The 22,431-nt window shown below is 64.0% G+C and carries 23 protein-coding genes; 8 read left to right on the forward strand and 15 right to left on the reverse strand.

The features are described from left to right. Positions 1 to 355: 355 nt before the first annotated feature. The 4 genes from M653_RS0127420 to ccmA form a co-directional block, all read right to left on the reverse strand. Positions 356 to 943: a DsbE family thiol:disulfide interchange protein gene (locus M653_RS0127420; protein WP_027146186.1), complete on the reverse strand. Its 588-nt coding sequence runs from the start codon at positions 941 to 943 to the stop codon at positions 356 to 358. Continuing rightward, complete coding sequence (ccmD, locus tag M653_RS0127425; RefSeq protein ID WP_027146187.1) at positions 940 to 1,113, reverse strand: heme exporter protein CcmD; 174 nt, start codon at positions 1,111 to 1,113, stop codon at positions 940 to 942. Before ccmD ends, M653_RS0127420 begins: the two co-directional genes overlap by 4 nt. Positions 1,114 to 1,245: 132 nt before the next feature. Continuing rightward, positions 1,246 to 1,911: a heme exporter protein CcmB gene (gene ccmB / locus M653_RS0127430; RefSeq protein ID WP_027146188.1), complete on the reverse strand. Its 666-nt coding sequence runs from the start codon at positions 1,909 to 1,911 to the stop codon at positions 1,246 to 1,248. A 61-nt stretch (positions 1,912 to 1,972) separates the two neighbouring features. Further along, positions 1,973 to 2,581: a heme ABC exporter ATP-binding protein CcmA gene (ccmA, locus tag M653_RS0127435; RefSeq protein ID WP_027146189.1), complete on the reverse strand. Its 609-nt coding sequence runs from the start codon at positions 2,579 to 2,581 to the stop codon at positions 1,973 to 1,975. A 285-nt stretch (positions 2,582 to 2,866) separates the two neighbouring features. Between ccmA and acnA the strand changes: the two genes are divergently transcribed. Next, positions 2,867 to 5,557: an aconitate hydratase AcnA gene (acnA, locus tag M653_RS0127440; protein WP_027146190.1), complete on the forward strand. Its 2,691-nt coding sequence runs from the start codon at positions 2,867 to 2,869 to the stop codon at positions 5,555 to 5,557. A gap of 430 nt (positions 5,558 to 5,987) precedes the next feature. Further along, positions 5,988 to 6,803 carry a thioredoxin family protein gene (locus M653_RS0127445; RefSeq protein WP_027146191.1) on the forward strand — a complete coding sequence of 272 codons (816 nt, stop codon included), beginning with the start codon at positions 5,988 to 5,990 and terminating at the stop codon, positions 6,801 to 6,803. A gap of 58 nt (positions 6,804 to 6,861) precedes the next feature. On the opposite strand, the gene M653_RS0127450 is transcribed toward M653_RS0127445, so the two are convergent. Genes M653_RS0127450 through M653_RS0127475 form a run of 6 tightly spaced genes read right to left on the reverse strand, consistent with a single transcriptional unit; the run spans position 6,862 to position 12,851 of the window. Further along, positions 6,862 to 8,247 (reverse strand): FAD-binding oxidoreductase, encoded by a 1,386-nt coding sequence (locus M653_RS0127450; protein ID WP_027146192.1) that lies wholly within the window; start codon positions 8,245 to 8,247, stop codon positions 6,862 to 6,864. A 22-nt stretch (positions 8,248 to 8,269) separates the two neighbouring features. After that, positions 8,270 to 9,406 (reverse strand): ABC transporter ATP-binding protein, encoded by a 1,137-nt coding sequence (locus M653_RS0127455; RefSeq protein ID WP_051442844.1) that lies wholly within the window; start codon positions 9,404 to 9,406, stop codon positions 8,270 to 8,272. Then, positions 9,403 to 10,200 carry an ABC transporter permease gene (locus M653_RS0127460; protein WP_027146194.1) on the reverse strand — a complete coding sequence of 266 codons (798 nt, stop codon included), beginning with the start codon at positions 10,198 to 10,200 and terminating at the stop codon, positions 9,403 to 9,405. Before M653_RS0127460 ends, M653_RS0127455 begins: the two co-directional genes overlap by 4 nt. Then, positions 10,200 to 11,063: an ABC transporter permease gene (locus M653_RS0127465; RefSeq protein WP_027146195.1), complete on the reverse strand. Its 864-nt coding sequence runs from the start codon at positions 11,061 to 11,063 to the stop codon at positions 10,200 to 10,202. Before M653_RS0127465 ends, M653_RS0127460 begins: the two co-directional genes overlap by 1 nt. A gap of 22 nt (positions 11,064 to 11,085) precedes the next feature. Next, positions 11,086 to 12,156 carry a PotD/PotF family extracellular solute-binding protein gene (locus tag M653_RS0127470; protein WP_027146196.1) on the reverse strand — a complete coding sequence of 357 codons (1,071 nt, stop codon included), beginning with the start codon at positions 12,154 to 12,156 and terminating at the stop codon, positions 11,086 to 11,088. Between the two features lie 35 nt (positions 12,157 to 12,191). Further along, a complete protein-coding gene (locus M653_RS0127475) occupies positions 12,192 to 12,851 on the reverse strand; it encodes an XRE family transcriptional regulator (RefSeq protein ID WP_027146197.1) in 660 nt (219 codons plus the stop codon). A 520-nt stretch (positions 12,852 to 13,371) separates the two neighbouring features. Here M653_RS0127475 and M653_RS0127480 point away from each other — a divergent pair. Next, on the forward strand, positions 13,372 to 13,758 hold the full coding sequence (locus M653_RS0127480) for a DUF2794 domain-containing protein (RefSeq protein WP_027146198.1): 387 nt from the start codon (positions 13,372 to 13,374) through the stop codon (positions 13,756 to 13,758). Between the two features lie 180 nt (positions 13,759 to 13,938). On the opposite strand, the gene M653_RS0127485 is transcribed toward M653_RS0127480, so the two are convergent. The 4 genes from M653_RS0127485 to M653_RS0127500 form a co-directional block, all read right to left on the reverse strand. Further along, positions 13,939 to 14,517: a GNAT family N-acetyltransferase gene (locus M653_RS0127485; RefSeq protein WP_027146199.1), complete on the reverse strand. Its 579-nt coding sequence runs from the start codon at positions 14,515 to 14,517 to the stop codon at positions 13,939 to 13,941. A gap of 105 nt (positions 14,518 to 14,622) precedes the next feature. Then, positions 14,623 to 15,396 carry a Bax inhibitor-1/YccA family protein gene (locus M653_RS0127490; protein ID WP_027146200.1) on the reverse strand — a complete coding sequence of 258 codons (774 nt, stop codon included), beginning with the start codon at positions 15,394 to 15,396 and terminating at the stop codon, positions 14,623 to 14,625. Between the two features lie 231 nt (positions 15,397 to 15,627). Then, on the reverse strand, positions 15,628 to 18,177 hold the full coding sequence (locus tag M653_RS0127495; protein WP_027146201.1) for an ABC transporter permease: 2,550 nt from the start codon (positions 18,175 to 18,177) through the stop codon (positions 15,628 to 15,630). After that, positions 18,177 to 18,872 carry an ABC transporter ATP-binding protein gene (locus tag M653_RS0127500; RefSeq protein WP_027146202.1) on the reverse strand — a complete coding sequence of 232 codons (696 nt, stop codon included), beginning with the start codon at positions 18,870 to 18,872 and terminating at the stop codon, positions 18,177 to 18,179. Before M653_RS0127500 ends, M653_RS0127495 begins: the two co-directional genes overlap by 1 nt. Positions 18,873 to 18,957: 85 nt before the next feature. Between M653_RS0127500 and M653_RS0127505 the strand changes: the two genes are divergently transcribed. Both M653_RS0127505 and thpR read left to right on the forward strand, forming a co-directional pair. Continuing rightward, entirely contained in the window at positions 18,958 to 19,602 is a 645-nt protein-coding gene (locus M653_RS0127505) for an arylesterase (RefSeq protein ID WP_027146203.1), read from the forward strand. 129 nt (positions 19,603 to 19,731) lie between these two features. Then, the gene (gene thpR / locus M653_RS0127510) at positions 19,732 to 20,328 is read left to right on the forward strand and encodes an RNA 2',3'-cyclic phosphodiesterase (protein ID WP_027146204.1); all 597 of its coding nucleotides are present in this window, start codon (positions 19,732 to 19,734) and stop codon (positions 20,326 to 20,328) included. Here the strand turns inward: thpR and M653_RS1000000136230 are convergent. Next, complete coding sequence (locus M653_RS1000000136230; protein ID WP_084636946.1) at positions 20,232 to 20,744, reverse strand: low molecular weight protein-tyrosine-phosphatase; 513 nt, start codon at positions 20,742 to 20,744, stop codon at positions 20,232 to 20,234. The two genes, thpR and M653_RS1000000136230, sit on opposite strands and share 97 nt — an antisense overlap. Positions 20,745 to 20,794: 50 nt before the next feature. Between M653_RS1000000136230 and M653_RS0127520 the strand changes: the two genes are divergently transcribed. The 3 genes from M653_RS0127520 to M653_RS0127530 all read left to right on the forward strand — a co-directional run bounded on the left by M653_RS0127520 (position 20,795) and on the right by M653_RS0127530 (position 22,382). Continuing rightward, positions 20,795 to 21,091 carry a 4a-hydroxytetrahydrobiopterin dehydratase gene (locus M653_RS0127520; protein ID WP_027146205.1) on the forward strand — a complete coding sequence of 99 codons (297 nt, stop codon included), beginning with the start codon at positions 20,795 to 20,797 and terminating at the stop codon, positions 21,089 to 21,091. A 139-nt stretch (positions 21,092 to 21,230) separates the two neighbouring features. Beyond that, positions 21,231 to 21,593, forward strand: coding sequence for a YkvA family protein (locus M653_RS0127525; protein WP_027146206.1), 363 nt, complete (start codon positions 21,231 to 21,233; stop codon positions 21,591 to 21,593). 285 nt (positions 21,594 to 21,878) lie between these two features. After that, the gene (locus M653_RS0127530) at positions 21,879 to 22,382 is read left to right on the forward strand and encodes an invasion associated locus B family protein (protein WP_027146207.1); all 504 of its coding nucleotides are present in this window, start codon (positions 21,879 to 21,881) and stop codon (positions 22,380 to 22,382) included. Positions 22,383 to 22,431: the final 49 nt, after the last annotated feature.

The following is a 22,431-nucleotide window of genomic DNA, read 5'->3' on the forward strand; positions in this document are numbered from 1 at the left end:
CGGCGCCACCTATCCAGCGCCTGTGGTGCCGTGAGAGCATTAAGAGTTCGGTGCCGAGCGCACGCTCGACACTGAAGGCCGGAACTTGCAAGCAGAGGAGAAGATGGTGTGACCGGTCGAACCGGGACGAGCGAGACACTCCGAGGTGCTCACTGGCAGTCAATGTCGTGTACGTGTTTGGAACTCGCTATCCGTGAAGCCCATCTAGGCCAGCGCTCACATATCCGCGCGCAAAAGGCCGGACATATGAGCGCAAGCGATCCGATCAAATCATCTTCAGCCAAAACCTTGCAAGCAGGGGGCCGTCCACATATGAGCACCGGAAGCGCAGGAAGCCGCCGTTTGCAGGCCGGCATCACCTGAATATCTGTGCCGCGAGCGCCTTGTCGATCTGCGGCAACAGAAGCTCCTTGGCGGACTCCGCGGTCAGCGGGCCGACATGCTTGTAGGCTATTTTGCCATCCTGGCCGATGACGAAGGTTTCCGGCACGCCATAGACGCCCCAGTCGATCGCCGTGCGGCCGGCTTCGTCGACGCCGATCGCCTGGAACGGATTGCCGAGGTCGCCGAGGAAGCGGCGGGCGTTTTCCGGCCGGTCCTTGTAATTCAGCGCCGCCATCACGAACCGCTTGTCCTGCGCCAACGCCAGAAGCACCGGGTGCTCTTCCCGGCATGGGGCGCACCACGATGCAAAGACGTTGACCAGCGTGACCTTGCCGGCGAAGGCCTTCGAATCGAGCCCCGGCAGATTGCTGCCCTCCAAGGGCGGCAGGTTGGTTTGCGGTGCCGGCAGGCCGATCAAAGCCGACGGCACTTCCGAGACATCGCGTCCAGACAAGAGCTGCGACAGGAACAGTCCGGCCAGGCCGAGGAAGACCAGCAGCGGCAAGAACACAAACAGGCGGCGACGGGCCGGCGGCGGCGTTTCGATTTCGCTGCTCACGGCTTTCTCGCTCCGGTCTTGTCGGAACGGCGGCGCACGCCAGCCGCCTCGAGTTCGGCGAGTTCGCGCTTGCGTGCCCGCTGGTCGATGAGAATCCAGCCGATCAGTCCGGCCAGCACCACTGCGGTGATGCCATAGGCGGCGGTGACGTAGAGGGCGTGCGGGCTCATGCCGGCCGCCTCCTTGGCATGCCGCCCGCCAACCCGATCCGTTCGCTGCGCTCGATCATGCCTTCCCTTAACCTCGCGCCACGGCCCGCGCAATCGGCTGCCACGCCGCAGCCTCTGCCGCTCGTGCCCACCTCAATCCGTGCCATGACGCAATGCAAGCGCCGCGGCCACGGGGCCCAGCACGGCAAGAAACAAGGTCAGCGCGGCAAGAATGAGGAAGGGCTGCAGGAACGGATCCGGATTGGCCGTCGCGCCATAGCTTGCCGAAACGCCGAAGATCAGCACCGGGATGGTCAGCGGCAGCACCAGCACCGAGATCAGGAGCCCGCCACGCGGCAGCGCCACCGCCACCGCCGCACCCACGGCACCGATGAAGGTGATGGCCGGCGTGCCGACCAGAAGCGTCAGCGCCGTGGCGCCGATGGCCAACGGCTCCATGTTCATGAACAGGCCGAGCAGGGGCGCGGCGACCACCAGCGGCAACACGCTTCCCGCCCAGTGCGCCACACATTTCACCAGCACCGTCAGCGCCAGCATGTGCCGGTCGTTGCCGAGCACCAGCAGATCGAGCGAGCCGTCCTCGCGGTCGGCCTGGAACAGCCGGTCGAGCCCGAGCAGGCAGGCAAGCAGCGCGCCGATCCACAGGATCGCCGGACCAATGCGGGCCAAAAGCTTGAGGTCAGGACCGACGCCGAAGGGGATGGTGGCGATGACGGCCAGGAAGAAGATGACGCCGGTCAGCGCGCCTCCGCCGGCGCGGATCGAGAGGCGGATGTCGCGGAGGAGGAGGGCTAGCATGGGCGCGACGCCTCCGCGGCTTTGCGACACTTTCTCCAACGATGACGGAACGCGGCCTGCATTATCCGGCCTCCCTCATCGCCAACGCCTTCGCGCCCTCCAATCCCAGCGGCAGATGTGTCGCAGCCACGATCATCCCGCCATCCGTACAATGCCCGCGCATCAACTCGGCAAGCCGCCCCTCCGAAGCCTTGTCCAGTCCTGCCGTTGGTTCATCCAGCAGCCATAGCGGCCGGTGGCTGACCAAAAGTTTCGCGATCGCCGCGCGTCGTCGCTGTCCGGTCGAGAGATAGCCGAACGGCAGATGGCCGATGCCGCCCAGTCCGACCGTTTCCAGCGCCTCCTCGACATCGAGCCGGCCCTCGCCGTGGAACTCCCGCCAGAAACGCAAATTCTCCGTCACGCTCAGCGCCGTCTTCATCGCATTCTGATGGCCGAGATAGTGGCAGGCGGAGGCGATAGAGGGGAATTCCTCGCCGCCGCCTTCGAGCAGCACACGGCCTTCGGCTTTCGGCAGCAGGCCGGCGACTACCCTGAGCAAGGTCGATTTGCCCGAACCGTTTGGCCCGGTGACGACCAGCGCCTGCCCGGCCTCCAGCGCAAACCCGATGCCGGAAAACACCGCCGCGCCACCGCGCTCACCGCCCAGATTTTCGGCGATCAGCCGCATCCCGTACCTGTCTCTCGAACGAAGCGGCACGGTCGCTGCCGCATCGCACAAATTTGCTTTGCAACTGTCTAGAACTATTCCAGAAAATTCTCTATATGCGGGTCATCCGTGCCAGCGGTCGGCGCGGGAACAGAATTAGCGCCGAACCAGCGCACGCGCCGCCTTGAACGGCTCGGGTTGCTTGGGAACGGACAGCGGAAATGGCCGTACCCGCACCTTTGCGCGTGATTGCATGCCATCGGCGTCCGTTCCCTTTCAGGCTGAACAGACAAGGACGGATCGCACGTGTCAAAATCCCTCGACAGTTTCAATTGCCGCCGCACGCTGAAAGCGGGCGACGCCGAGTATGCCTATTTCGACCTCGTCGAGGCCGAGAAGAACGGCCTCACCGGCATTGCCCAGCTGCCCTATTCGATGAAGGTGCTGCTGGAAAACCTGCTTCGCAACGAGGACGGCCGCTCCGTTACCAAGGAGAGCATCCAGGCGGTGGCCGGCTGGCTGACCGACAAGGGCACCGCCGGTGTCGAGATCGCCTATCGCCCGGCCCGGGTGCTGATGCAGGATTTCACCGGCGTTCCGGCCGTGGTCGACCTCGCCGCCATGCGCGACGCCATGGCCTCGCTCGGCGGTGATCCGCAGAAGATCAACCCGCTGGTGCCGGTCGACCTCGTTATCGATCATTCCGTCATCGTCGACGAGTTCGGCACGCCGATGGCTTTCGCCCGCAACGTCGAGCTCGAGTATGAGCGCAACGAAGAGCGCTACAAGTTCCTGAAATGGGGCCAGCAGGCGTTCCGCAACTTCCGCGTCGTGCCGCCCGGCACCGGCATCTGTCACCAGGTCAACCTCGAATATCTCGGCCAGGTCGTGTGGACCAACACCGAGGACGGCGAAACCACAGCCTATCCCGACACCTGCGTCGGCACCGATTCGCACACAACCATGATCAACGGCCTTGGCGTGCTCGGCTGGGGCGTCGGCGGCATCGAGGCCGAGGCGGCCATGCTCGGCCAGCCGGTTTCCATGCTGCTGCCCGAAGTTATCGGCTTCCGCCTTACCGGCAAGCTCAAGGAGGGCGTCACCGCCACCGACCTCGTGCTCACCGTCACCCAAATGCTGCGCAAGAAGGGCGTCGTCGGCAAGTTCGTTGAGTTCTTCGGCCCAGGTCTGTCCAACATGACGCTGGCCGACCGCGCCACCATCGGCAACATGGCGCCCGAATATGGCGCCACCTGCGGTTTCTTCCCGGTCGATTCGGAAACCATCCGCTATCTCACAATGTCCGGCCGCAGCGAGGACCGCATCGCCCTGGTCGAGGCCTATTCCAAGGCGCAGGGCATGTGGCGCGAGGCCGGCTCGGCCGACCCGGTCTTCACCGACCTGCTCGAACTGGAGTTGGACAGCGTCGTGCCGTCGATGGCCGGACCCAAGCGTCCGGAAGGCCGCGTCGCGCTCGAAGGCATTCCGGCCGGCTTCGCCAAGGCGATGGAGACCGAGTACAAGAAGGCGGCGGAAATCTCCAAGCGCTACGCCGTCGAAGGCACCGACCACGACCTTGGCCATGGCGACGTCGTCATCGCCGCCATCACCTCTTGCACCAACACCTCGAACCCGTCAGTGCTGATCGGCGCCGGCTTGCTTGCCCGCAACGCCAACCGCCTCGGGCTGAAGCAGAAGCCGTGGGTAAAAACCTCGTTGGCGCCTGGCAGCCAGGTGGTGGCGGAATATCTGGAAAAGTCGGGTCTGCAGAAGGAGCTCGACCAGATCGGCTTCAACCTGGTCGGCTTCGGCTGCACCACCTGCATCGGCAATTCCGGCCCGCTGCCGGCGCCGATCTCCAAGACCATCAACGACAAAGGTTTGATTGCTGCCGCGGTACTCTCCGGCAACCGCAACTTCGAGGGCCGCGTCTCGCCCGACGTGCAGGCGAATTACCTGGCGTCGCCGCCGCTGGTCGTGGCGCACGCGCTGGCCGGCACAGTCACCAAGGACCTGACCACGGAGCCGCTCGGTGACGACAGGAACGGCAATCCGGTCTATCTCAAGGACATCTGGCCGAGCTCGGCCGAGATCCAGGAGTTCATCGAGAAGAACGTCACCCGCGAGCTGTTCGCCCGCAAATATGCCGACGTCTTCAAGGGCGACGAGTACTGGCAGAACGTCAAGGCGCCGGAAGGCCAGACCTATGCCTGGGACAACAATTCGACCTATGTGCAGAACCCGCCCTACTTCGCCGGCATGACCACGGGCTTCGGCAAGATCGGCGACATCAAGGGCGCCCGCGTGCTCGGCCTGTTCGGCGACAAGATCACCACCGACCACATCTCGCCGGCGGGTTCGATCAAGGCTGCCTCGCCGGCCGGTAAATACCTCACCGACCATGGCGTCGGCGTCGCCGACTTCAACCAGTACGGCACGCGGCGCGGCAATCATGAGGTGATGATGCGCGGCACCTTCGCCAACATCCGCATCCGCAACCACATGCTGGGCGAGAACGGCCGCGAGGGCGGCTACACCATCCACTATCCCACGAAGGAAGAGGAATCGATCTACGACGCGGCGATGGAATACAAGAAGGAAGGCGTGCCGCTGGTCATCTTCGCCGGCGTCGAATACGGCAACGGCTCGTCGCGCGACTGGGCGGCCAAGGGCACCAACCTCTTGGGTGTCCGCGCCGTCATCGCCCAGTCCTTCGAACGCATCCATCGCTCGAACCTGGTCGGCATGGGCGTCATCCCCTTCGTCTTCGAGGACGGCACCTCGTGGGCTTCGCTCAACCTCAAGGGCGACGAGATGGTCGAGATCGACGGATTGAGCGCCATCAAGCCGCGCCAGACGATGGTCGCCAAGATCACCTATGGCGACGGCACGGTGAAGAACGTGCCGATCATCTGCCGCATCGATACGCTGGATGAGCTCGACTACTTCAAGAACGGCGGCATCCTGCAATACGTGCTGCGCGATCTGGCGGCGTAGAAAGCAGGGAGTAAGGGAGTAGGAATAGGGACACTAAGCCCGGAACGGGTAACCTACTCCCCTACTCCCCTACTCCCCTACTCCCCTACTCCCCTACTCCCCTACTCCCCTACTCCCCTACTCCCCTACTCCCCTACAGTCCTGCAGCGATGAAGGCACGCTTCTTCAAAGCATTGACCGGCCCGGACCAAAGTCCAGGGCCGGTACGTTCGCAATAGAGATCGGCGGGGGTGAGGAGAACCTGCCACATGGGGATGATGCCGCCGCCGGATCGAACCACACCGTGAAATGCAGTGGCTTCTCCTATTGCGGCCTTACCTCACGATTGCAGCGATAAAATTTCACCGCAACGTGACTTCCCGTTGACTTCCCGTTCTGCCACATATTTCGGCAAAGCAGAACAAAGCCGGCATCACCGGCGGGAATTGGAATGGTCATGGCCTCGCGACGATCATTGTGGCTGGCAGCCTTCGCGCTGGCCTTCTCGGCTTTTGCCGGTGCTGGTCATGGCAATGAGCCCGAAAGGGTCCAGGCCGAAAAATCCCAGCCCGACCGGCCGCTTGGTGTTGTCGAACTGTTCACCAGCCAGGGCTGCAGTTCCTGCCCGCCGGCGGACGCGTTCTTCGCCGAACTCGCCACCAGGCAAGACCTTGTCGCGCTCGCTTACCACGTCGACTACTGGGATTATCTCGGCTGGAAGGACACGCTGAGCCACAAGGAAAACACCGAGCGGCAATATGACTATATGCGCTATTTCAGCAGCCGTTCCGTCTATACGCCGCAGGCCGTCCTGAACGGCCGCATGCATGTCAACGGCGCCAATCGCGCCGAGGTCGACGGCGCGCTTGCCCGCATGGCCCGTGCCGGCGAAGGCATGCGTGTGCCCATCAAGGTCAGCCGCACCGGCGACCGTGTGATCATCGACACCGGCGATGCCGGCACCGGCCCGAACGACGCCCATGTCGTCATCGTCTATTTCGACGCACCGCAGACGGTCAAGATCGGCCAGGGCGAGAACTCCGGCCGCAAGATGACCTATTGGAACGCGGTCACCGGGATCCAGACCGCCGGCATGTGGCACGGCAAGGCGCAGCGCTACGAATTGCCGCTGAGCGAGATCACCAAGAAGGGCGGCTGCGCCGTGCTTTTGCAATCGGTCGGCAAGGATGGCCTCCCGGGTCCCATCCTGGGTGCGGCTTTCATCCACAAGCCCGGATCCGAGACCTCCATCGATCGAAACCTGTAACATCACGGGTTCGGCGCAATTCCAGACGCAAACCGTTACACATCGTCTTCGAATGGTTTCAGTGTCCGGTCAGGCGATCGGCAAAGGCCGCAAGGCGTGAGGTACGGCCCAAGCCGTTTGCTTCACGCCGGTCGGCGATGCGATAGAGCTGGTACATGGTGTGCACGCCGAGCCAGCGCAGCGGTTCCGGCTCCCATTTCTTGACCGTGCGGTTGACCCAGGGCAGCCGGGTCAGTTCGGTCTCGTGGCCGAGCACCAGGTCGCGCAAGGTGCGGCCCGACAGGTTGGAACTCGACACGCCGAGCCCGACATAGCCGCCGGCCCAGCCGATGCCGCTCTCACGGTCGAAACCCGAAGTCGTGCACCAGTCGCGCGGCACACCGAGCGTGCCGCACCAGGCATGGTCGAGGCGCACGCCTTTGGTCTGCGGCAACAGCCTGGTCAGCACCTCGTGCAACTGGTCGATGGTTGCCTGCTGGGTCCGGCCGCGCACATCGGTGCGCGAGCCGAAGCGATAGGGCACGCCGCGGCCGCCCATGGCGATGCGGCCTTCGCGCGTGCGCTGAGCGTAGCAATAGGTGTGCGCGGCATCGCCCAGCACCTCGTAACCGTTCCAGCCGATCGCGTCCCAGAGTTCTTGCGGCAGCTTCTCGGTCACCACGATGGCGCTGTTCAGCGGCAGCCAGAGACGCTCGTAGCCGGGAATGCCAGCCGTGAAGCCTTCGGTGGCGCGGATGATCTTTTGCGCCCGCACGATGCCTCTGGTGGTGGTGACCTTGCCCTTCTCGATCGCCAGCACCTGCGTCTGCTCGTAGATCGGCACGCCGAGCCGCGCGACCGCGGCCGCCAGACCCCGGACCAGCTTGGCCGGCTGTACACGCGCGACGTTGCGCACGACGAAGGCGCCCAGCACCTTGTCGATGGCGATGCGCTGGCGCGCCTCCCGTGCGTCGAGGAAGGCCAGCCGCTCCGGCGGCATCTCCCAGCCCAGCAGCTCCTCGTATTCTGCCTTGGCGCGCTGCAATTGCGCGGCGTTGGTGGCGACGGTGATATTGTCGACACGGCGGATATCGGCATCGATGCCCTCGGCTTCCGTCACCGCGATCACCTCATCGACCGTGCCGAACATGGCGCGTTGCATGTCGATCACGGCGCCGCGTGACGATGTTTTTGCGTATTTCTCGCGCGACCAGCTGAAACCGCCCGACAGCCAGCCGCCATTGCGGCCCGAGGCGCCGAAGCCGGCGAACTCCTTTTCGACGATGGCGATGCGCAGCGCAGGCTGCGCCTTCTTCAGATAATAGGCGGTCCACAGGCCGGTGTAGCCGGCGCCGACGACGCAGACATCGGCCTCGATGTCGCCGGGCAAGGGCGGCCGATAAGCGGGAACGCCGCCGATATCGGCATACCAGAACGACACGTCGCCATTATGCTTGGCTTGCATTCTTTGAAATCCGTTCCGAAATTCAGGTAAGCGTCAGGTCGGCCTTGTCGTCGTCGGCGAGCAGTTTCACGTCGGCGCCGGCGAACAGCACGTCGACCTCGTCACCGATGGCAAAACTGTCTGCTTCCAGGGTCGAGCGCACGATGGCTTTGGAGCCGTCGGCCAGATCGACCTCGTATTTGGAGCCGGAGCCGAGATAGATCGCTTCGCCTATGCGCCCCGTGAGCCGGTTGCGGCCATCGCCGCCGACACCACGGCGGGCAAGCGCCAGCTTTTCGGGCCGCAGCAGCATGACCGGCCTGCCGCCATTGGCGAGACGCTTGACTGTCGCTACCTTCTGACCCGCAATGTCGATCGCCGTCTCCCCGCCGGAGGTGGCGGCGGCCCCGCGCAGCACGGTGGAATCGCCGATGAATTTGCCGACGAACAGCGTCGCCGGCTCGTCATACAGCTCGCGCCCGGTGCCGATCTGTTCGATGCGGCCCCGGTTGAACACGGCTATGCGGTCCGACAGCACCAGCGCCTCTTCCTGGTCGTGCGTCACATAGACGAAGGTGGTGCCGAGTTCGCGGTGGATGCGCTTGATTTCGAGCTGCAGCCATTCGCGCAGCTTCTTGTCGAGCGCGCCGAGCGGCTCGTCCATCAACAGCAGCGGCGGATCGAAAACGATGGCGCGCGCCAGCGCCACGCGCTGCTGCTGGCCGCCCGAAAGTTCGCTGGGAAAGCGGTGACCGAAATCCGCCATCTTGACCATGTCGAGCGCTTGGCCCACCCGGCGTTCGCGCTCGGCTCCGGCTACACCGCGCAGGGCGAGCGGATAGGCTACGTTGCGGCTCACAGTCATGTGCGGGAACAGCGCGTAATGCTGGAACACCACGCCGATGTTGCGCTTGTGCGCCGGGACGCCGACGACGCTCTTGCCGCCCACTTCCAGCGCGCCCGAACTGGCCTCGGTGAAACCGGCAACGACATTGAGCGTCGTCGTCTTGCCGGAGCCGCTCGGCCCGAGCAGCGTCATGAACTCGCCGGCCTTGATGTGCAGCGATACGCCGTCCAGCGCCTTGAAGCTGCCATAGGCCTTGCTGATCGACTTGAGATCGATCGCCGCGCCCCTGCTCTCTTGCCCCGGATTCCCCCTGCTCTCTTGCCCCGGATTCATTGGCGTCCTTTCCGCTCACGGCCAAGAAGAAGCATGCCGCTGCCGATCAGGATCGTGGTGGCAAACAACAGGATCGTGCCGACGGCCGCTACCGTGGGATCGGCGTCGCGCGTGATGGAAGCGAAGATCTGCACCGGCAATGTCTTGAGGTAGGGATTGGTGATGAACAGCGACACGACAATCTCGTCGAAGGAGGTGGCGAAGGCGAACAGCAGCCCCGACAGCAGGCCGGGCGCAATCAATGGCAGCGTCACCGTGCGGAACGTGGTGAGCGCGTTCGCGCCCAGGCTCGCCGCGGCTGTCTCGAGGCGCCTGTCGAACACTTCGAGATTGGCCGAGACGGCAATCAGCACGAAGGGCAGCGCAAGGATGGTGTGGGCAAGCACGAAGCCGAGCAGCGTGCCGACAAGCCGCGTATCGAGATAGACAGCGTAGATGCCGATGGCCAGCACCACGCCGGGCACGACCATCGGTGTCAACATCAACATGCGCAGCAGGTTTGCCGGCCGCGCTTTCATGCGGTCGAGGCCGAAGGCGGCAAGCGTGCCGAGCACCGTTGCCAGCACCGCGACGATCGAGGCGACCTTCAGCGAATTCAGGAAGCTGTTCGACCAATCGGGGTTGGTGACAAAATTCTGGTACCACTGCCAGGAGAAGCCCTGCGGCGGAAACGCCAGCGACTTGTTCTCGTTGAACGACATCGGCACCACCACCAGCGTCGGCGCCACCAGCCATATGGCCACCAGCAGGCAGACAAGACCCAGGACGACGCGCGTGAGCGGCTTCATCTCCATCAGCGCCGCTCCGCTTCCCGGTACCGGGATCGCATCACCGGCGCGGCAAGCGCCAGCAGCACGAAGGTCGTGACCAGCAGCACCACGCCCATCGCGCCGCCCCTGCCCCATTGCAGCAGACTGAGCACCTGCGTCTGCACCAGGGTGGACAGCATGGTGGAGCGCGGACCGCCGAGCAGAGCCGGTGTGATGTAGAAGCCGAGCGCCAGGATGAAGACGATGATCGCCCCGGCATAGACGCCCGGCAGCGACAGCGGCAGGTAGATGGTGAAGAAGGCGCGGGACGGTCGGGCGCCAAGACTTTGCGCGGCGCGCATCAGCCTGAGGTCGATGCCTTTCATGACCGAATAGAGCGGCAGGATCATGAAGGGCAAAAGAACCTGCGCCATGCCGATGACCACGCCCGTCTGGGTACGGATCAGCCTGACGCCGCCGAGCCCGAGCGACCGCAGGATCGAGTTGATGACCCCTGAATCCTGGAGCAGAATCACCCACGACAGGGTGCGCACCACGCCGCTCACCCAAAACGGGATCAGCACACACAGCATCAGCACCAGCCGAACGCGCGGCCCGACCGCGGTCATCAGATAGGCGTAGGGATAGGCCGAGACCACGCACACCAGCGTGACCCACGTCGAAATGACGAAGGTCCGCTGGAGCACGGTGAGATTGATGGGCATGCTGAAGAACCAGATATAGTTCTGCAGGCCCCACTCCGGCTCCGACAGGCTGCGCAGGATGATGGTGAGCAGCGGATAGCCGATCACCGCCAGGAGCAGGACCAGCGCCGGCAGCGCGAGCACGTACGGCCGCCATGCCCGGCGCCTTTCGGCAGCAGGAATGGTTGGCTTGGACGCGCTCACGGTCTGTGTTCCCGTCAGCCGGTCAGTTGCCGGCCATCAGCGCCGACCACTTCTCCTGCGCCACCGCGAAGTTCGGCACCCAGAACTTGAAGTTCTGTTTGTAGCCCTGCTTCTGGCGTTCAGGCGTGTTGGTCAGGTAGGCGGACACGGAAGCGTCGACCTTGGGCTGCGCGTCGTTGTTGATCGGCGTGTAGGAGGTCTTCTCCGCCAATATTTCCTGAGCATGCTTGCCGAGATAGGCATTGAGCAACGCGTAGGATGCATCCGTATCCTTGACGCCGACCGGGATCGTCATCTGGTCCATCACCACCAGCCAGTCCTGCCAGGCGGGTGCATATTTGGCACCGTTCTTGACTGCGGTCATGGCGCGGCCCGTCCACATCATCAGCATGTCGGCCTCGCCGGATTCGGCGAGCTGCTGCGATTCGGCGCCCGTCTTCCAGAAAATGGTGTCGGGGCCGAGCTTGCGGACCACATCGATGGCCTTGTCGATGTCGGCCACCGTCATCGCCTTCGGGTCGCCGCCGGCGACCTTGAACGCCTGTTCCAGCAGGCCGCCGGTCGGGCTGCCGGAGCCATCGATCCCACGCACGCCGGGGAATTTTTGGGTATCGAAGAAGTCGGCCCAGCTCTTGGGCGGATTATCCCCGTACTTTTCCTTGTTGTACATCAGCACGACACCGTAGTTCATCGCCGGCACCGAGCATTCGCCGACTTGACCTTCCGGGATTTTCGAGACGTCGAGTTTCGTCAGATCGAGCTTCTGGAACAGCTTGCCGCAATAGACATAGGGCGGCAAGTCGTCGGTATCGACGACGTCCCAGGTGACATTGCCGGACTCGACCTGCGCCTGCAGTTTGGCGATCTCCGTCGGGCCGTCATTGAGCAGCTTGACGCCGGATTTGTCGACGAACTCCTTGAGCGCGGCCACCTGGCCGTCCTGATAGATTCCGCCATAGGATACGAAGGTCAGCGTCTTGCCCTTCAGCGAGCCTTCAGCCACCTCTCCCGCCACCGGCTTGGATTGTGCGAGCGCGGCGGTAGCAGCCATAAGCACGGCGACGCACGCCGCATGTCCAAATCTCAGTCTCATGATCAACTCTCCCATTGCAGAACTCGCATTTGTTTTCATTCACCCGGATGCGAGCGGTTTCCGGGCCTGTATTGATCGAGTTCGAGCGCGCCGGCGGTTGGCGGCGCGATGATCCACAGCACCTCCGCCGGCGTGTCGCCGACATTGACCGTGCGATGCGGCACCGACGTTGCGTATTCGACGCTGTCGCCTTCGCTCATCACATGGCGCTCGTCGGCAAGCGTCAGCTCCACCGTCCCCTTGAGCACCATGAACATTTCGTGTTCGCCGCTATGGACATAGGTCTCGTCGCCGGTCGACCCGCCGACCTCGAAATGTCCGGCATAGACCTCGAACTGGTGGATCGGCCGCCGCGACAGGAGCATCTTGCGGCCTTGCACGCCGACCGGAACGACCGGCCGCTCCTCGCGCCGCAGCACCTTATGCAGGGGGCGGGCATTGTCCTCGAACAGATCGTTGATGCCGAGGTCGAGAGCGGCGGCGATCTTGAGCAGCGTGCCGGTGTTGGCACCGCACAGATTGCGCTCGAGCTGGCTGATGAAGCTCGCCGTCGTGCCGGTCATGTCGGCGAGTTGGCGCAGCGAGACGCGCCGCGCCGTGCGCAATGCCTTGATGCGAGGGCCGACGCCGCCGGCCTCTGGCGCGACCGTCCCGCCATTCACCTGTTTTGCCGTGGAGTCCGATGCGCCTGGCATTGCCGTCTCCGTTTCACTTAACACCCTATTAAGTGAGGCGGCAAATGGCAAGCACGTCGGCGGAATTGAGTCGATATGGCCGCCTCGGGCTCTACGCCGAGTTCCACGGGTCGCCTTGGTTGCGTAAAAAAGGTGCAAAAACGAAAAAACCGACGTCAGCTTGCTTCTGACGCCGGTCATTTAGGTTTTGGGATCGTCGCACCTGGCGCTTTTCCATGGAAAAGGCCGAGGTTGGTTCGATCCGACGCAGACCCGTGGGCGGGGGGCTTGGGGTTTACGAGCCGGTGCCGGACCGAACCGTCTCAGGCAACGCCGGTAAATTCGTCGGACATTGGGGCATGAGCGCGGATAAAAAAAGGCAGAAATGTGGCGAAGCATCACCAATTCCAACACGCGTTTCACAAACGTGACTGGACGCGACGGAAACGGCTAGCCGCCGGCTTCGCTTCGCCGGCTCTTGCAATTGGCTTGCGAAGGGGCCAACTTTGGTTGGCAAAGATTCATTTTGAAGGATCGAGGCATGACTGATGACGGCGGCGGGATGGGGGATGGAGACGCATCCGCAATATTGATCCCGCTACACGAGGCGCGACGTGAACGCCTCGACCAGCCGGTCCGGTTCGACCGGCGTGAACTGGACCAGATCCTGAGGCTCTACGGACGCATGGTCGCCGCCAATGAATGGCGCGACTACGCCATCGATCATCTCACCGACCGCGCTGTCTTTTCCGTTTTTCGTCGCGCCAGCGAAGTACCGCTGTTCCAGATCGTCAAGGATCCGAAACTGGCGCGCAAGCAGGGCGCCTTCGCCGTCATCGCGGCGGGCGGGCGCATCCTCAAACGCGGCCAGGAGCTTGGCCGCGTGCTTGGCGTCTTCGACAGCAAGCTGAAGCTGGTTCAGGTTTGAACGAGGAATTGAGGAATTGAGGAATTGAGGAATTGAGGAATTGAGGAATTGAGGAATTGAGGAATTGAGGAATTGAGGAATTGAGGAATTGAGGAATTGAGGAATAAGACACTCGGCGTCTGACGTAAGCGCCATTTTCTTTCATTCTTCAGTTCTTCAATTCCTCAATTCTCCAGTTCCTCAATTCTTCAATTCCCCCTTCCGGAACTTCCGCTCCGGCAACGAATCCGGATCGGGTGGCACCGATGCCCCGCCGTTCAGCGATAGCTGCATGAACACCGTGTCCAGCCAGCGCCCGTGCTTGTAGCCGGAGCCTTCGAGGCGGCCGGAATGGCGAAAGCCGAGCTTCTCGTGCAGCCTGACCGAGGCGCTGTCGGCATGGCCATCGCCGATCACCGCGACGATCTGGCGAAAGCCTGCAGCCTTCGCCGCCGCAACCAGGCTTTGCATCAGCTTGAGGCCGACGCCCTGGCCCTTCGCATCAGGCGCGACATAGACCGAATCCTCGACGATGAAGCGATAGGCCGGGCGCGGCCGGAAGGGGCCGGCATAGGCATAGCCGAGCACGGCGTCGTCCTTCTCGGCCACCAGATAGGGAAAGCCGCCGGCCGCGAGCGTGGCGAATCGCGTCCCCATCTCGGCGCGGCTGGGCGGCTCCAGTTCATAGCTCGCCGTGCCGTTGGTGACCGCGTCGGCATAGATTTTCGTGATTATGTCGAGGTCGACCGGGGTTGCCGGCCTGATCAGGATTTTGCTCATTCTCTATGCAAACCTCTTATGTGCCCTCGACAACAGCAGAGGCCCGCACAAAAGAAAAGGGCGGCCATTGGGCCGCCCTTCCAGGAGTTGATGGTCCAATACCGCTTAGCGGCGGTCGCCCATGAACTGGAGCAGGAACATGAACAGGTTGATGAAGTCGAGGTAGAGCGACAGCGCGCCCATGATGGCCTTGCGGCCGGCGACATCGGATGCGTCGCCCTCGAAATACATCTCCTTGATCTTCTGCGTGTCGTAAGCGGTGAGGCCGGCGAACACCAGAACGCCGATCGCCGAGACGGCGAAGGTCAGCGCCGACGACTGCAGGAAGATGTTGATCACCGACGCGATGATGATGCCGAACACGCCCATGAAAAGGAACGAGCCCATCGCCGACAGGTCGCGCTTGGTGGTGTAGCCGAACAGCGACAGCGCGCCGAAAGCGGCGGCGGTGGCGAAGAAGGTCTGCGAGATGCTTGCCGTGGTGTAGACCAGGAAGATCGACGAAAGCGACAGGCCGACCAGGCCGGCATAGACCCAGAAGGTCGTCTGCGCGGCGGCGACGCTCATCGACTGAATCCTGAACGACAGAAAGAACACTGCGGCCAGCGGTGCCAGCATGACAACCCAGCGCAGCGGCGAACCGAAGATCGCATAGCCGAACGAGGTCAGCATCTCGCCGCTCGGCAGCGTCGCGACGGCCGAGGCCGGGTCGGCGGTGGTGGCCAGCATGATCGTGCCGATGGCGGCAAGGCCGGTGATGAGCAAGCCAAGCCCCATCAGATTGTAGACCTTGATCATGTACGCGCGCAGACCCTGGTCGATGTCGGCACGGACGCCGGGCACCGCCGACGTCTGATAATTGCGAATGGGATCAGCCATTGGAAATCCTCTGTTGCTTCTGCCCCGTCCGGTGTCGGGCCTCTTGCGGACCCAGGCGCCGCTGGCGGGGCTCCAGCATGCCTGCGCCGAAATATGATGGTTATTCGCGTCGAGAACAAGACCGTAACCTGTTGTAACGGTTCGTGACAGGCCAAAATGCCGCCTCGCCGGCCGTTTTGGATGGCATTCTTACCAAGATTTAACCTGGGGCAGGCGGCGCAGGGCGGCGAATCAGAGGTTTCGCAGCACGGGCGCCGCTTTGTGGCCAAGCACCCGCCAGGTGCCGGCAAGGCCGATGCCGACAGTGATCACCAGGGAAAAGGCAATCGTGGCGACCGCGACTTCCGGCATGAAATGCGACGGCAAGGTCATGATGCGCGCGACCACGAACCAGGCTGCGGCGCTGCCTGCGGCAAGCGCGAAGATCGCGGTGGCGAGCCCGATCAGCATGTATTCCAGCGAGAAGGCCGTTATCAGCGTGGCGCGCGTCGCGCCCAGCGTCTTCAGCACCACCGCGTCGCGGATGCGCGCCCGATTGCCGGCGGCAAGCGCGCCGGCAAGCACCAGGACCGAGGCGATCAGCGCCACGCCGGCCGCCGCCCGGATCGCCGTGCCGAGCTGGCCGACCAACCGGTTGACGATGTCGAGCGCGTCCTTGACCCGCACCGTCGTCACCGCCGGGAAAGCGCGGGTGACGGCATTGAGGACGCGCGCGTCGTCGGCGCTCGAAGCACTCTTTTCGGTGAGCGTCGCGATCCAGCCATGCNGGGCGCCCGCGAATGTGTTGGGCGAGAACACCATGACGAAATTGATGCCCATCGTCTCCCATTCGACCTGGCGGAAATTGGCGATCCGCGCCGTGACGTTGCGGCCGAGCACATTGACGGTGACGGTGTCGCCGAGCTTCAGCCCGATTTCCTTGCCCTCCTTGTCGGAAAACGAAACCAGCGGCTCGCCGGCATAATTGTCCGGCCACCATTTGCCCTCGGTAAGCGTCGCGTTTTCCGGCTGCCTGATATCATAGGTCAGGCCGCGATCTCCCTTCAGCACCCAGGCGCCTTCGGCCGGCACGTTGACCTTGTCGACATCGACGCCGTTGAGCGCCATCACCCGGCCCCGCAGCATCGGCACCTTGGCCAGCGTTCCCTTCGGCGCCTCCTTTGCGATCAGCGATGAGAAGGCATCGACTTCGCTGCCCTGGATGTCGACGAAGAAGAAGTTCGGCGCGCGCTCCGACAGGTTGCCGGAGATCTGGCGCCGGAGATTCCCGTCGATCAGCGCGAGCGTCACCAGGAGAGTCAGTCCAAGCCCCAGCGACAACACCACCGACGGCGTCAGCGCGCCGGGCCGGTGTATGTTGCCGATGGCGAGCCTGAGCGCGACAAAGCGCACGCGCGGGCTTTTCCTGGCTGCCCATTGCACCAGTCCGCCAATAAGACGCAGTATCAGGAAAGCAAAAATCGTGGCGCCGACGAAGATCGAGGCGATGCGCTGGTCGCCCGAAAACAGGATCGCCAGCGCCGCCAGGAAAAGCGCGATGCCGAGCGCGCAAACGACATAGACGGGGCGCGGCAGTCCGCGGCCTTCCAGCCCCATCTCCCGGAACAGCGCGGTCGCCGGCACGTCACGGGCGCGGCCGAGCGGCAGCAGCGCGAAGGCGAGCGTCACCAGCAGGCCGAACAGCGCCGCCATGGCGAGCGCGCCGGGATAGAAGCCGCCTTGCGCCGGCACCGGAATGACGGACTGCAGGGCGGCACTTGCGACAAACGGCATCAGCGCGCCAAGCATCAGGCCGGCGCCGATGCCGAGCAGGGCGATGATCAGGATCTGCACGAGGTAGACGGCAAAGACGAAGCCACCGGACGCCCCCAGGCTCTTGAAGGTGGCGATGACGCCGCGCTTGCCGTCGAGATAGGCCCGCACCGCATTGGCGACGCCGACGCCGCCGACCACCAGCGCGGTAAGCCCGACCAGCGTCAGGAATTGCGAGAAGCGTTCGATGTTGGAAGACAGCGCCGGTGCTGCGTTGCCGCGCGTGCGGATCGACCAGCCGGCCTCCGGGAAATCCTTGGCCGCCTGGTCCTGGACGGCCTTGAGCCGCGCCTCGTCGGCGCCGGCGGGCAGCCGGACCTTGTAGGCGTTCTCGACCAGGCTGCCCGGCTGGATCAGCCCGGTGGCAGCCAGGCCCTCGGTCGAGATCATCAGCCTTGGCGCGAAGCCGAACCCGTCGGAAACCGCGTCGGGCTCGCTCACCAGCCTGGCGCGCAGTTCGAAGATGGCGGTGCCGAGTTTCAGCCGGTCGCCGAGCTTGAGATGCAGCCGTTCGAACAAAAGGTCGGGTGCAGCGGCGCCGAAAACGCCGAACTGCCCGCCGAACAGTTCCTGCTTCGTCAGCGCCGGTTCGGTTTCCAGCGCGCCATAGAGCGGATAGGCCTCGTCGACCGCCTTGGCCTCGACCAGCGCCTGGTCGGACCCGTCGGCCAGGCGCGCCATCGAGCGCATGCCTGCGGTATGCGAAACGACGCCCAGCCCGTCGAGAAAGCCAAGCTCAGCCTGGTTGGCGTCGCGCTGGTTGATCTGGAAGCGAAGGTCGCCGCCGAGCAGCGTCTGGCCCTGATCGGCGACACCGGCGGTAATGGAGCGGGCCACCGAATTGACGCCGCCGATGGCCGCGACGCCGAGCGCGATGCAGGCGAGGAAAATAAGGAAGCCGGACAGGCCGCCACGCATCTCGCGCACAGAGAAGCGGATGGCAAGCTTGAAGGTCCGCGCCAGCGGCATCAGGCGGTGACCTTGACCGGCGCCGGCGCTTCGATCCGCCCGGAGCGCATCGACACCTGGCGCGAGCAGCGCGCCGCGAGCGCCGGATCATGGGTGACCAGCACCAGCGTCATGCCGCGCTCGGCGGCCTTCGCGAACAGAAGATCGGCGACCTGCCGCCCCGTCGCCTGGTCGAGATTGCCGGTCGGCTCGTCGGCGATCAGGATGCGCGGCGACGGTGCCAGCGCCCGGGCGATCGCCACGCGCTGCTGCTCGCCACCCGAGAGTTCGCCGGGGTAATGGGTGACGCGGTCGCTGAGGCCCACGGCCGCCAGTTCCCGCTCCGCCACCGAAAACGGATCGGCGTGGCCGGCCAGTTCCAGCGGCACCGCGACATTTTCGAGCGCGGTCATGTTGGGGATCAGGTGGAAGGACTGGAACACGATGCCGATGTTTCGGCCGCGAAACGAAGCGGTCTGATCCTCGGTTTTGTCGTTGAGCAGCTCGCCGGCGATTCGTACCGTACCCGAGTCGACCCGCTCCAGCCCGGCCAGCACCATCAGCAATGTCGACTTGCCGGACCCCGACGGACCGACGATGCCCGTCGCCTCGCCGCGCGCCACTTCGAGGCTGACGTCCTTCAGCACATGGACGGACGAGGCCCCTTCGCCGAGTGTCAGGGATACATCTTTCAGCGCGATGACGGCTTCTGTCAAAATGAAAGCGTCCTATATGGAAAGGGAGGCTCTGCCTGTCGGAAGCCATCGCCGGAAGAATTCTCTGTCATATGGGGCCTGCCGCATGTCTTTCAAACGCCGCTTTGCCGCAGGCCTGATCGTTTTCCTCGCCATTTGCGGCGCCATTTCGTCGGCGCGCGCCGAGCCATTCAAGATCGTCGGCTTCGGTGACAGCCTGATGGCGGGGTTCGGCCTTGGGCCGGGTGAGGGCTTTACCGACAAATTGCAGGCCGCCCTTCGCGCCAGGGGCCATGACGTCGCCGTCGCCGATGCCGGCGTCTCCGGCGATACCTCCAGCGGCGGCCTGGCGCGGCTCGACTGGTCGGTGCCGGCCGGGACGCAGCTCGTGATCCTCGAACTCGGCGCCAACGACATGCTGCGTGGCGTTTCGCCCGACATCACCCGGAAGAACCTTGACGCGATGCTGGGCAAGCTCAAAGGGCGCAAGATCGCCGTGCTCCTGGCCGGCATGCGCGCCGCGCCCAATCTCGGCGCCGACTACCAGAGCGCCTTCGACGCCGTCTTTCCGGAACTCGCCGCGAAATACGGCGTTACGCTGTATCCGTTCTTTCTCGACGGCGTCGCCGGCCAGTCCAGTTTGCAACTCGGAGACGGCCTGCATCCGAACGCCAGAGGGGTCGATCAGATGGTAGAGCGCATCCTGCCGACGGTGGAGAAGGCCATCGCGGCGGTGCCGGGAGATTCATGATGTCCGATAAAGCCGCTTTCCGTTGGGGAAACGTTTGGCGAAGGCCTGCGACCAACAAACCACTTGCTCCATTTGATTATCGATGATTCGCTAGGGATGACAGTTCGATTCGAGGAAGGGAGGCTCTTCATGCCGCGTCTTTTCACCGCCCTCGAAATTCCGCGTGATGCCGCCCTTTCGCTGTCCCTGCTCCGGGGCGGCCTGCCCGGGGCCCGCTGGATCGACGTCGAAAATTACCATCTGACGCTGCGCTTCATCGGCGATGTCGAAGGCCATGTCGCCGACGAGATTGCCAATGCGCTCGACCGGGTGCAGCGCCCGTCCTTCTCGCTGGCACTGTCGGGTGTCGGCGCTTTCGGCCAGAAGAAGCCGCATGCGGTGTGGGCGGGCGCCTCCCCCTCGCCGGATCTGGCCGCCCTTCAGGCCGAGATCGAGCGCATCTGCCAACGGCTCGGCATTCCCGCCGATCCGCGCAAGTTCATGCCGCATGTGACGCTGGCGCGCCTGCGCAACTCGAGCCCGCTCGACGTCGCCCAATATCTGTCGGCGCGTGGCAATTTCTCGACGCTGCCGTTCCGCATCGGCCGCTTCGTCCTGATGTCGTCGCGCGATTCGGTCGGCGGCGGCCCTTATGTCGTCGAGGAAGCCTGGCCGCTGTCCGGCGTCGATACGCGCGTCGCAAGCCGTGTCGCCAGCGCCTCCGACGCCTCGCGGATCATGCGATAGACCGAAGCGAACGCTTCCCGGTCCTCATAATAGGGATCCGGCACATCGCGCGGCCTTCCCTCGGCGAAGTCCAGGAACAGGTGGATGCGATCGCGCACTGCCGCCAGCGCCTTCAGGTCGCGGACGTTGGACCGGTCCATGCCGAAGATCAGATCGAAGCGGTGAAAATCCTCCGGCACGATCTTGCGCGCCCGCTGCCGCGAGATGTCGATGCCGTGGCGCGACGCGACGGCAATCGAGCGCGGATCGGGAGCGGAGCCGACCTCCCAGCCGCCGGTCGCGGCCGAATCGAGCACGATGTCCCCGCCATATCCGCGCTCCGAAAGCACAGCGCGAAGGACGCCTTCCGCCAGCGGCGATCGACAGATGTTGCCGAGACAGACGAGAAGAATGGAATTTATGGGCTTCGCGATCATGGATCCGGCGCTATGCTGGCTACTCCAGCGCAATAGCACGGGAGGCGGACATGACGAGAGAGAAACTGGGCAGGGAAGCCGCCGAAGCAGCACTGACGGCGCTTGACGGCTGGACGCTGGCAAAGGACGGCGCCTCGATCGCCCGCACCTTCACCTTCAAGAATTTCTCCGAAGCCTTCGCCTTCATGACCCGAGTCGCGCTGGCCGCCGAGAAGATGGACCATCATCCCGACTGGTCGAATGTCTACAAGACCGTCGACGTGACGTTGAACACACATGACGCCGGCGGCGTCACGGCGCTCGATATCGAACTGGCCAAGAAGATGAACCGCTATTTCGGCGGCTGAACGCGGACTGGCCATGCTCACGGGCCCGGCGCGGACCCGCCAAATCGGCGCCCGCATCTTGCAGCCGGGTTCGGCTTTCACCACATTTTGATCCGCGGGCATGCGCCAGTATGGGCATGGGAGCCGCCAGGAGAGATTGATGGCGCAAGAATCCGGTTTTGACTTCTTCGGCTTTGGCGACAGACTGGGCGGGGAGGGCGAAGTGCGCGAAAAGTTCTGGCGCACTGCCAAGAAGGCCGCGCGGCAGATTCCGTTCATGGAAGACGTCGTTGCCGCCTATTACTGCGCCATGGACAAGAAAACGCCGCTGCGCGCCAAGGGTATATTGGTGGCCGCGCTCGGCTACTTCGTCCTGCCGGTCGACCTCATCCCCGACTTCATCTTCGGCCTCGGCTTCACCGATGACATCGCCGTGCTGACCGCCGCGATCACCGCCGTCAGCGCCCATATCACGCCGGCGCACCGGCAGGCCGCCAAGGACGCCATCGCCGACAAGGGCTAAAGTCCCGCCCGCCGAAACCCGCCACGTCGGCTCAGCCCCTGGACAGGGGCGTTCAGCGGCGGGTCAAAAGTCAAACTCTTGCCGTTTTCGTGGCCTCCAAGTCGCCAAGGGACGCCGTGCCGGCCGCTGACAAGGCGGCGGCGCGGGAATGGCGGCGGTTTCCTGGGGTGAAGGTCCTTTTCTCTTGGGAACTTCACCATTTGGTAACCCAGATTAAATCAAAATGAAGCGACGGCAGGACGCCACGCGGCCCGCCTCCGCACCATTTGGAATACGGGAAAAACGATGCGCGGATTGATTGCACTAATTTCGAGCCTGGTCCTGGCGGCCTCGGCAGCGCCGGCGCTGGCGCAGCAGGCGACCAAGATCGGCCAGCACAATGCCTGGGGCACCTACAGTTACCAGGCGTCGGGCGGCAAGGTCTGCTACGTGCTGACCGTGCCGACCGACAAGCAGCCGCCGACGCTCGACCACGGCGACATGTTCTTCTTCGTCAGCCAACGGCCCGGCCAACAGGTATCCTATGAGCCGCAGTTCATCGCCGGCTACAATTTCCAGGAAGGCTCCAAGGCCACCGTCACCATCGACAAGAAGAGCTTCTCGATGTTCACGCGCGGAAAATCGGCCTGGGTCGAGAACGCCGCCGAGGAACCGGTGCTGATCGCGGCGATGAAGACCGGCACCGACATGAAGGTGTCGGCGAAGTCGGGCCGCGGCAATCCCACGAATTACGTCTTTTCGCTGAAGGGCATCTCGGCGGCGCTGTCCTCGATCGCCAAGTGCAAATAGGCTATCTTCGTTTTTGAACCAAAGGCCGGGCCGCGACCCCGGCCTTTTG

The organism is Mesorhizobium sp. WSM3626, assembly GCF_000513935.1.
Taxonomy (GTDB): domain Bacteria; phylum Pseudomonadota; class Alphaproteobacteria; order Rhizobiales; family Rhizobiaceae; genus Mesorhizobium; species Mesorhizobium salmacidum.

Coding starts and splice junctions, on each gene's coding strand:
- M653_RS0127480 (WP_027146198.1), top strand. CDS start 13,372: ATGACTGATGACGGCGGCGGGATGGGGGATGGAGACGCATCCGCAATA.
- thpR (WP_027146204.1), top strand. CDS start 19,732: ATGCCGCGTCTTTTCACCGCCCTCGAAATTCCGCGTGATGCCGCCCTT.
- ccmD (WP_027146187.1), bottom strand. CDS start 1,113: ATGAGCCCGCACGCCCTCTACGTCACCGCCGCCTATGGCATCACCGCA.
- M653_RS0127475 (WP_027146197.1), bottom strand. CDS start 12,851: ATGCCAGGCGCATCGGACTCCACGGCAAAACAGGTGAATGGCGGGACG.
- M653_RS0127455 (WP_051442844.1), bottom strand. CDS start 9,406: ATGAATCCGGGGCAAGAGAGCAGGGGGAATCCGGGGCAAGAGAGCAGG.
- M653_RS0127490 (WP_027146200.1), bottom strand. CDS start 15,396: ATGGCTGATCCCATTCGCAATTATCAGACGTCGGCGGTGCCCGGCGTC.
- M653_RS0127470 (WP_027146196.1), bottom strand. CDS start 12,156: ATGAGACTGAGATTTGGACATGCGGCGTGCGTCGCCGTGCTTATGGCT.
- ccmB (WP_027146188.1), bottom strand. CDS start 1,911: ATGCTAGCCCTCCTCCTCCGCGACATCCGCCTCTCGATCCGCGCCGGC.
- M653_RS0127445 (WP_027146191.1), top strand. CDS start 5,988: ATGGTCATGGCCTCGCGACGATCATTGTGGCTGGCAGCCTTCGCGCTG.
- M653_RS0127450 (WP_027146192.1), bottom strand. CDS start 8,247: ATGCAAGCCAAGCATAATGGCGACGTGTCGTTCTGGTATGCCGATATC.
- M653_RS1000000136230 (WP_084636946.1), bottom strand. CDS start 20,744: ATGATCGCGAAGCCCATAAATTCCATTCTTCTCGTCTGTCTCGGCAAC.
- ccmA (WP_027146189.1), bottom strand. CDS start 2,581: ATGCGGCTGATCGCCGAAAATCTGGGCGGTGAGCGCGGTGGCGCGGCG.
- M653_RS0127505 (WP_027146203.1), top strand. CDS start 18,958: ATGTCTTTCAAACGCCGCTTTGCCGCAGGCCTGATCGTTTTCCTCGCC.
- M653_RS0127530 (WP_027146207.1), top strand. CDS start 21,879: ATGCGCGGATTGATTGCACTAATTTCGAGCCTGGTCCTGGCGGCCTCG.
- M653_RS0127485 (WP_027146199.1), bottom strand. CDS start 14,517: ATGAGCAAAATCCTGATCAGGCCGGCAACCCCGGTCGACCTCGACATA.
- M653_RS0127520 (WP_027146205.1), top strand. CDS start 20,795: ATGACGAGAGAGAAACTGGGCAGGGAAGCCGCCGAAGCAGCACTGACG.
- M653_RS0127525 (WP_027146206.1), top strand. CDS start 21,231: ATGGCGCAAGAATCCGGTTTTGACTTCTTCGGCTTTGGCGACAGACTG.
- M653_RS0127460 (WP_027146194.1), bottom strand. CDS start 10,200: ATGGAGATGAAGCCGCTCACGCGCGTCGTCCTGGGTCTTGTCTGCCTG.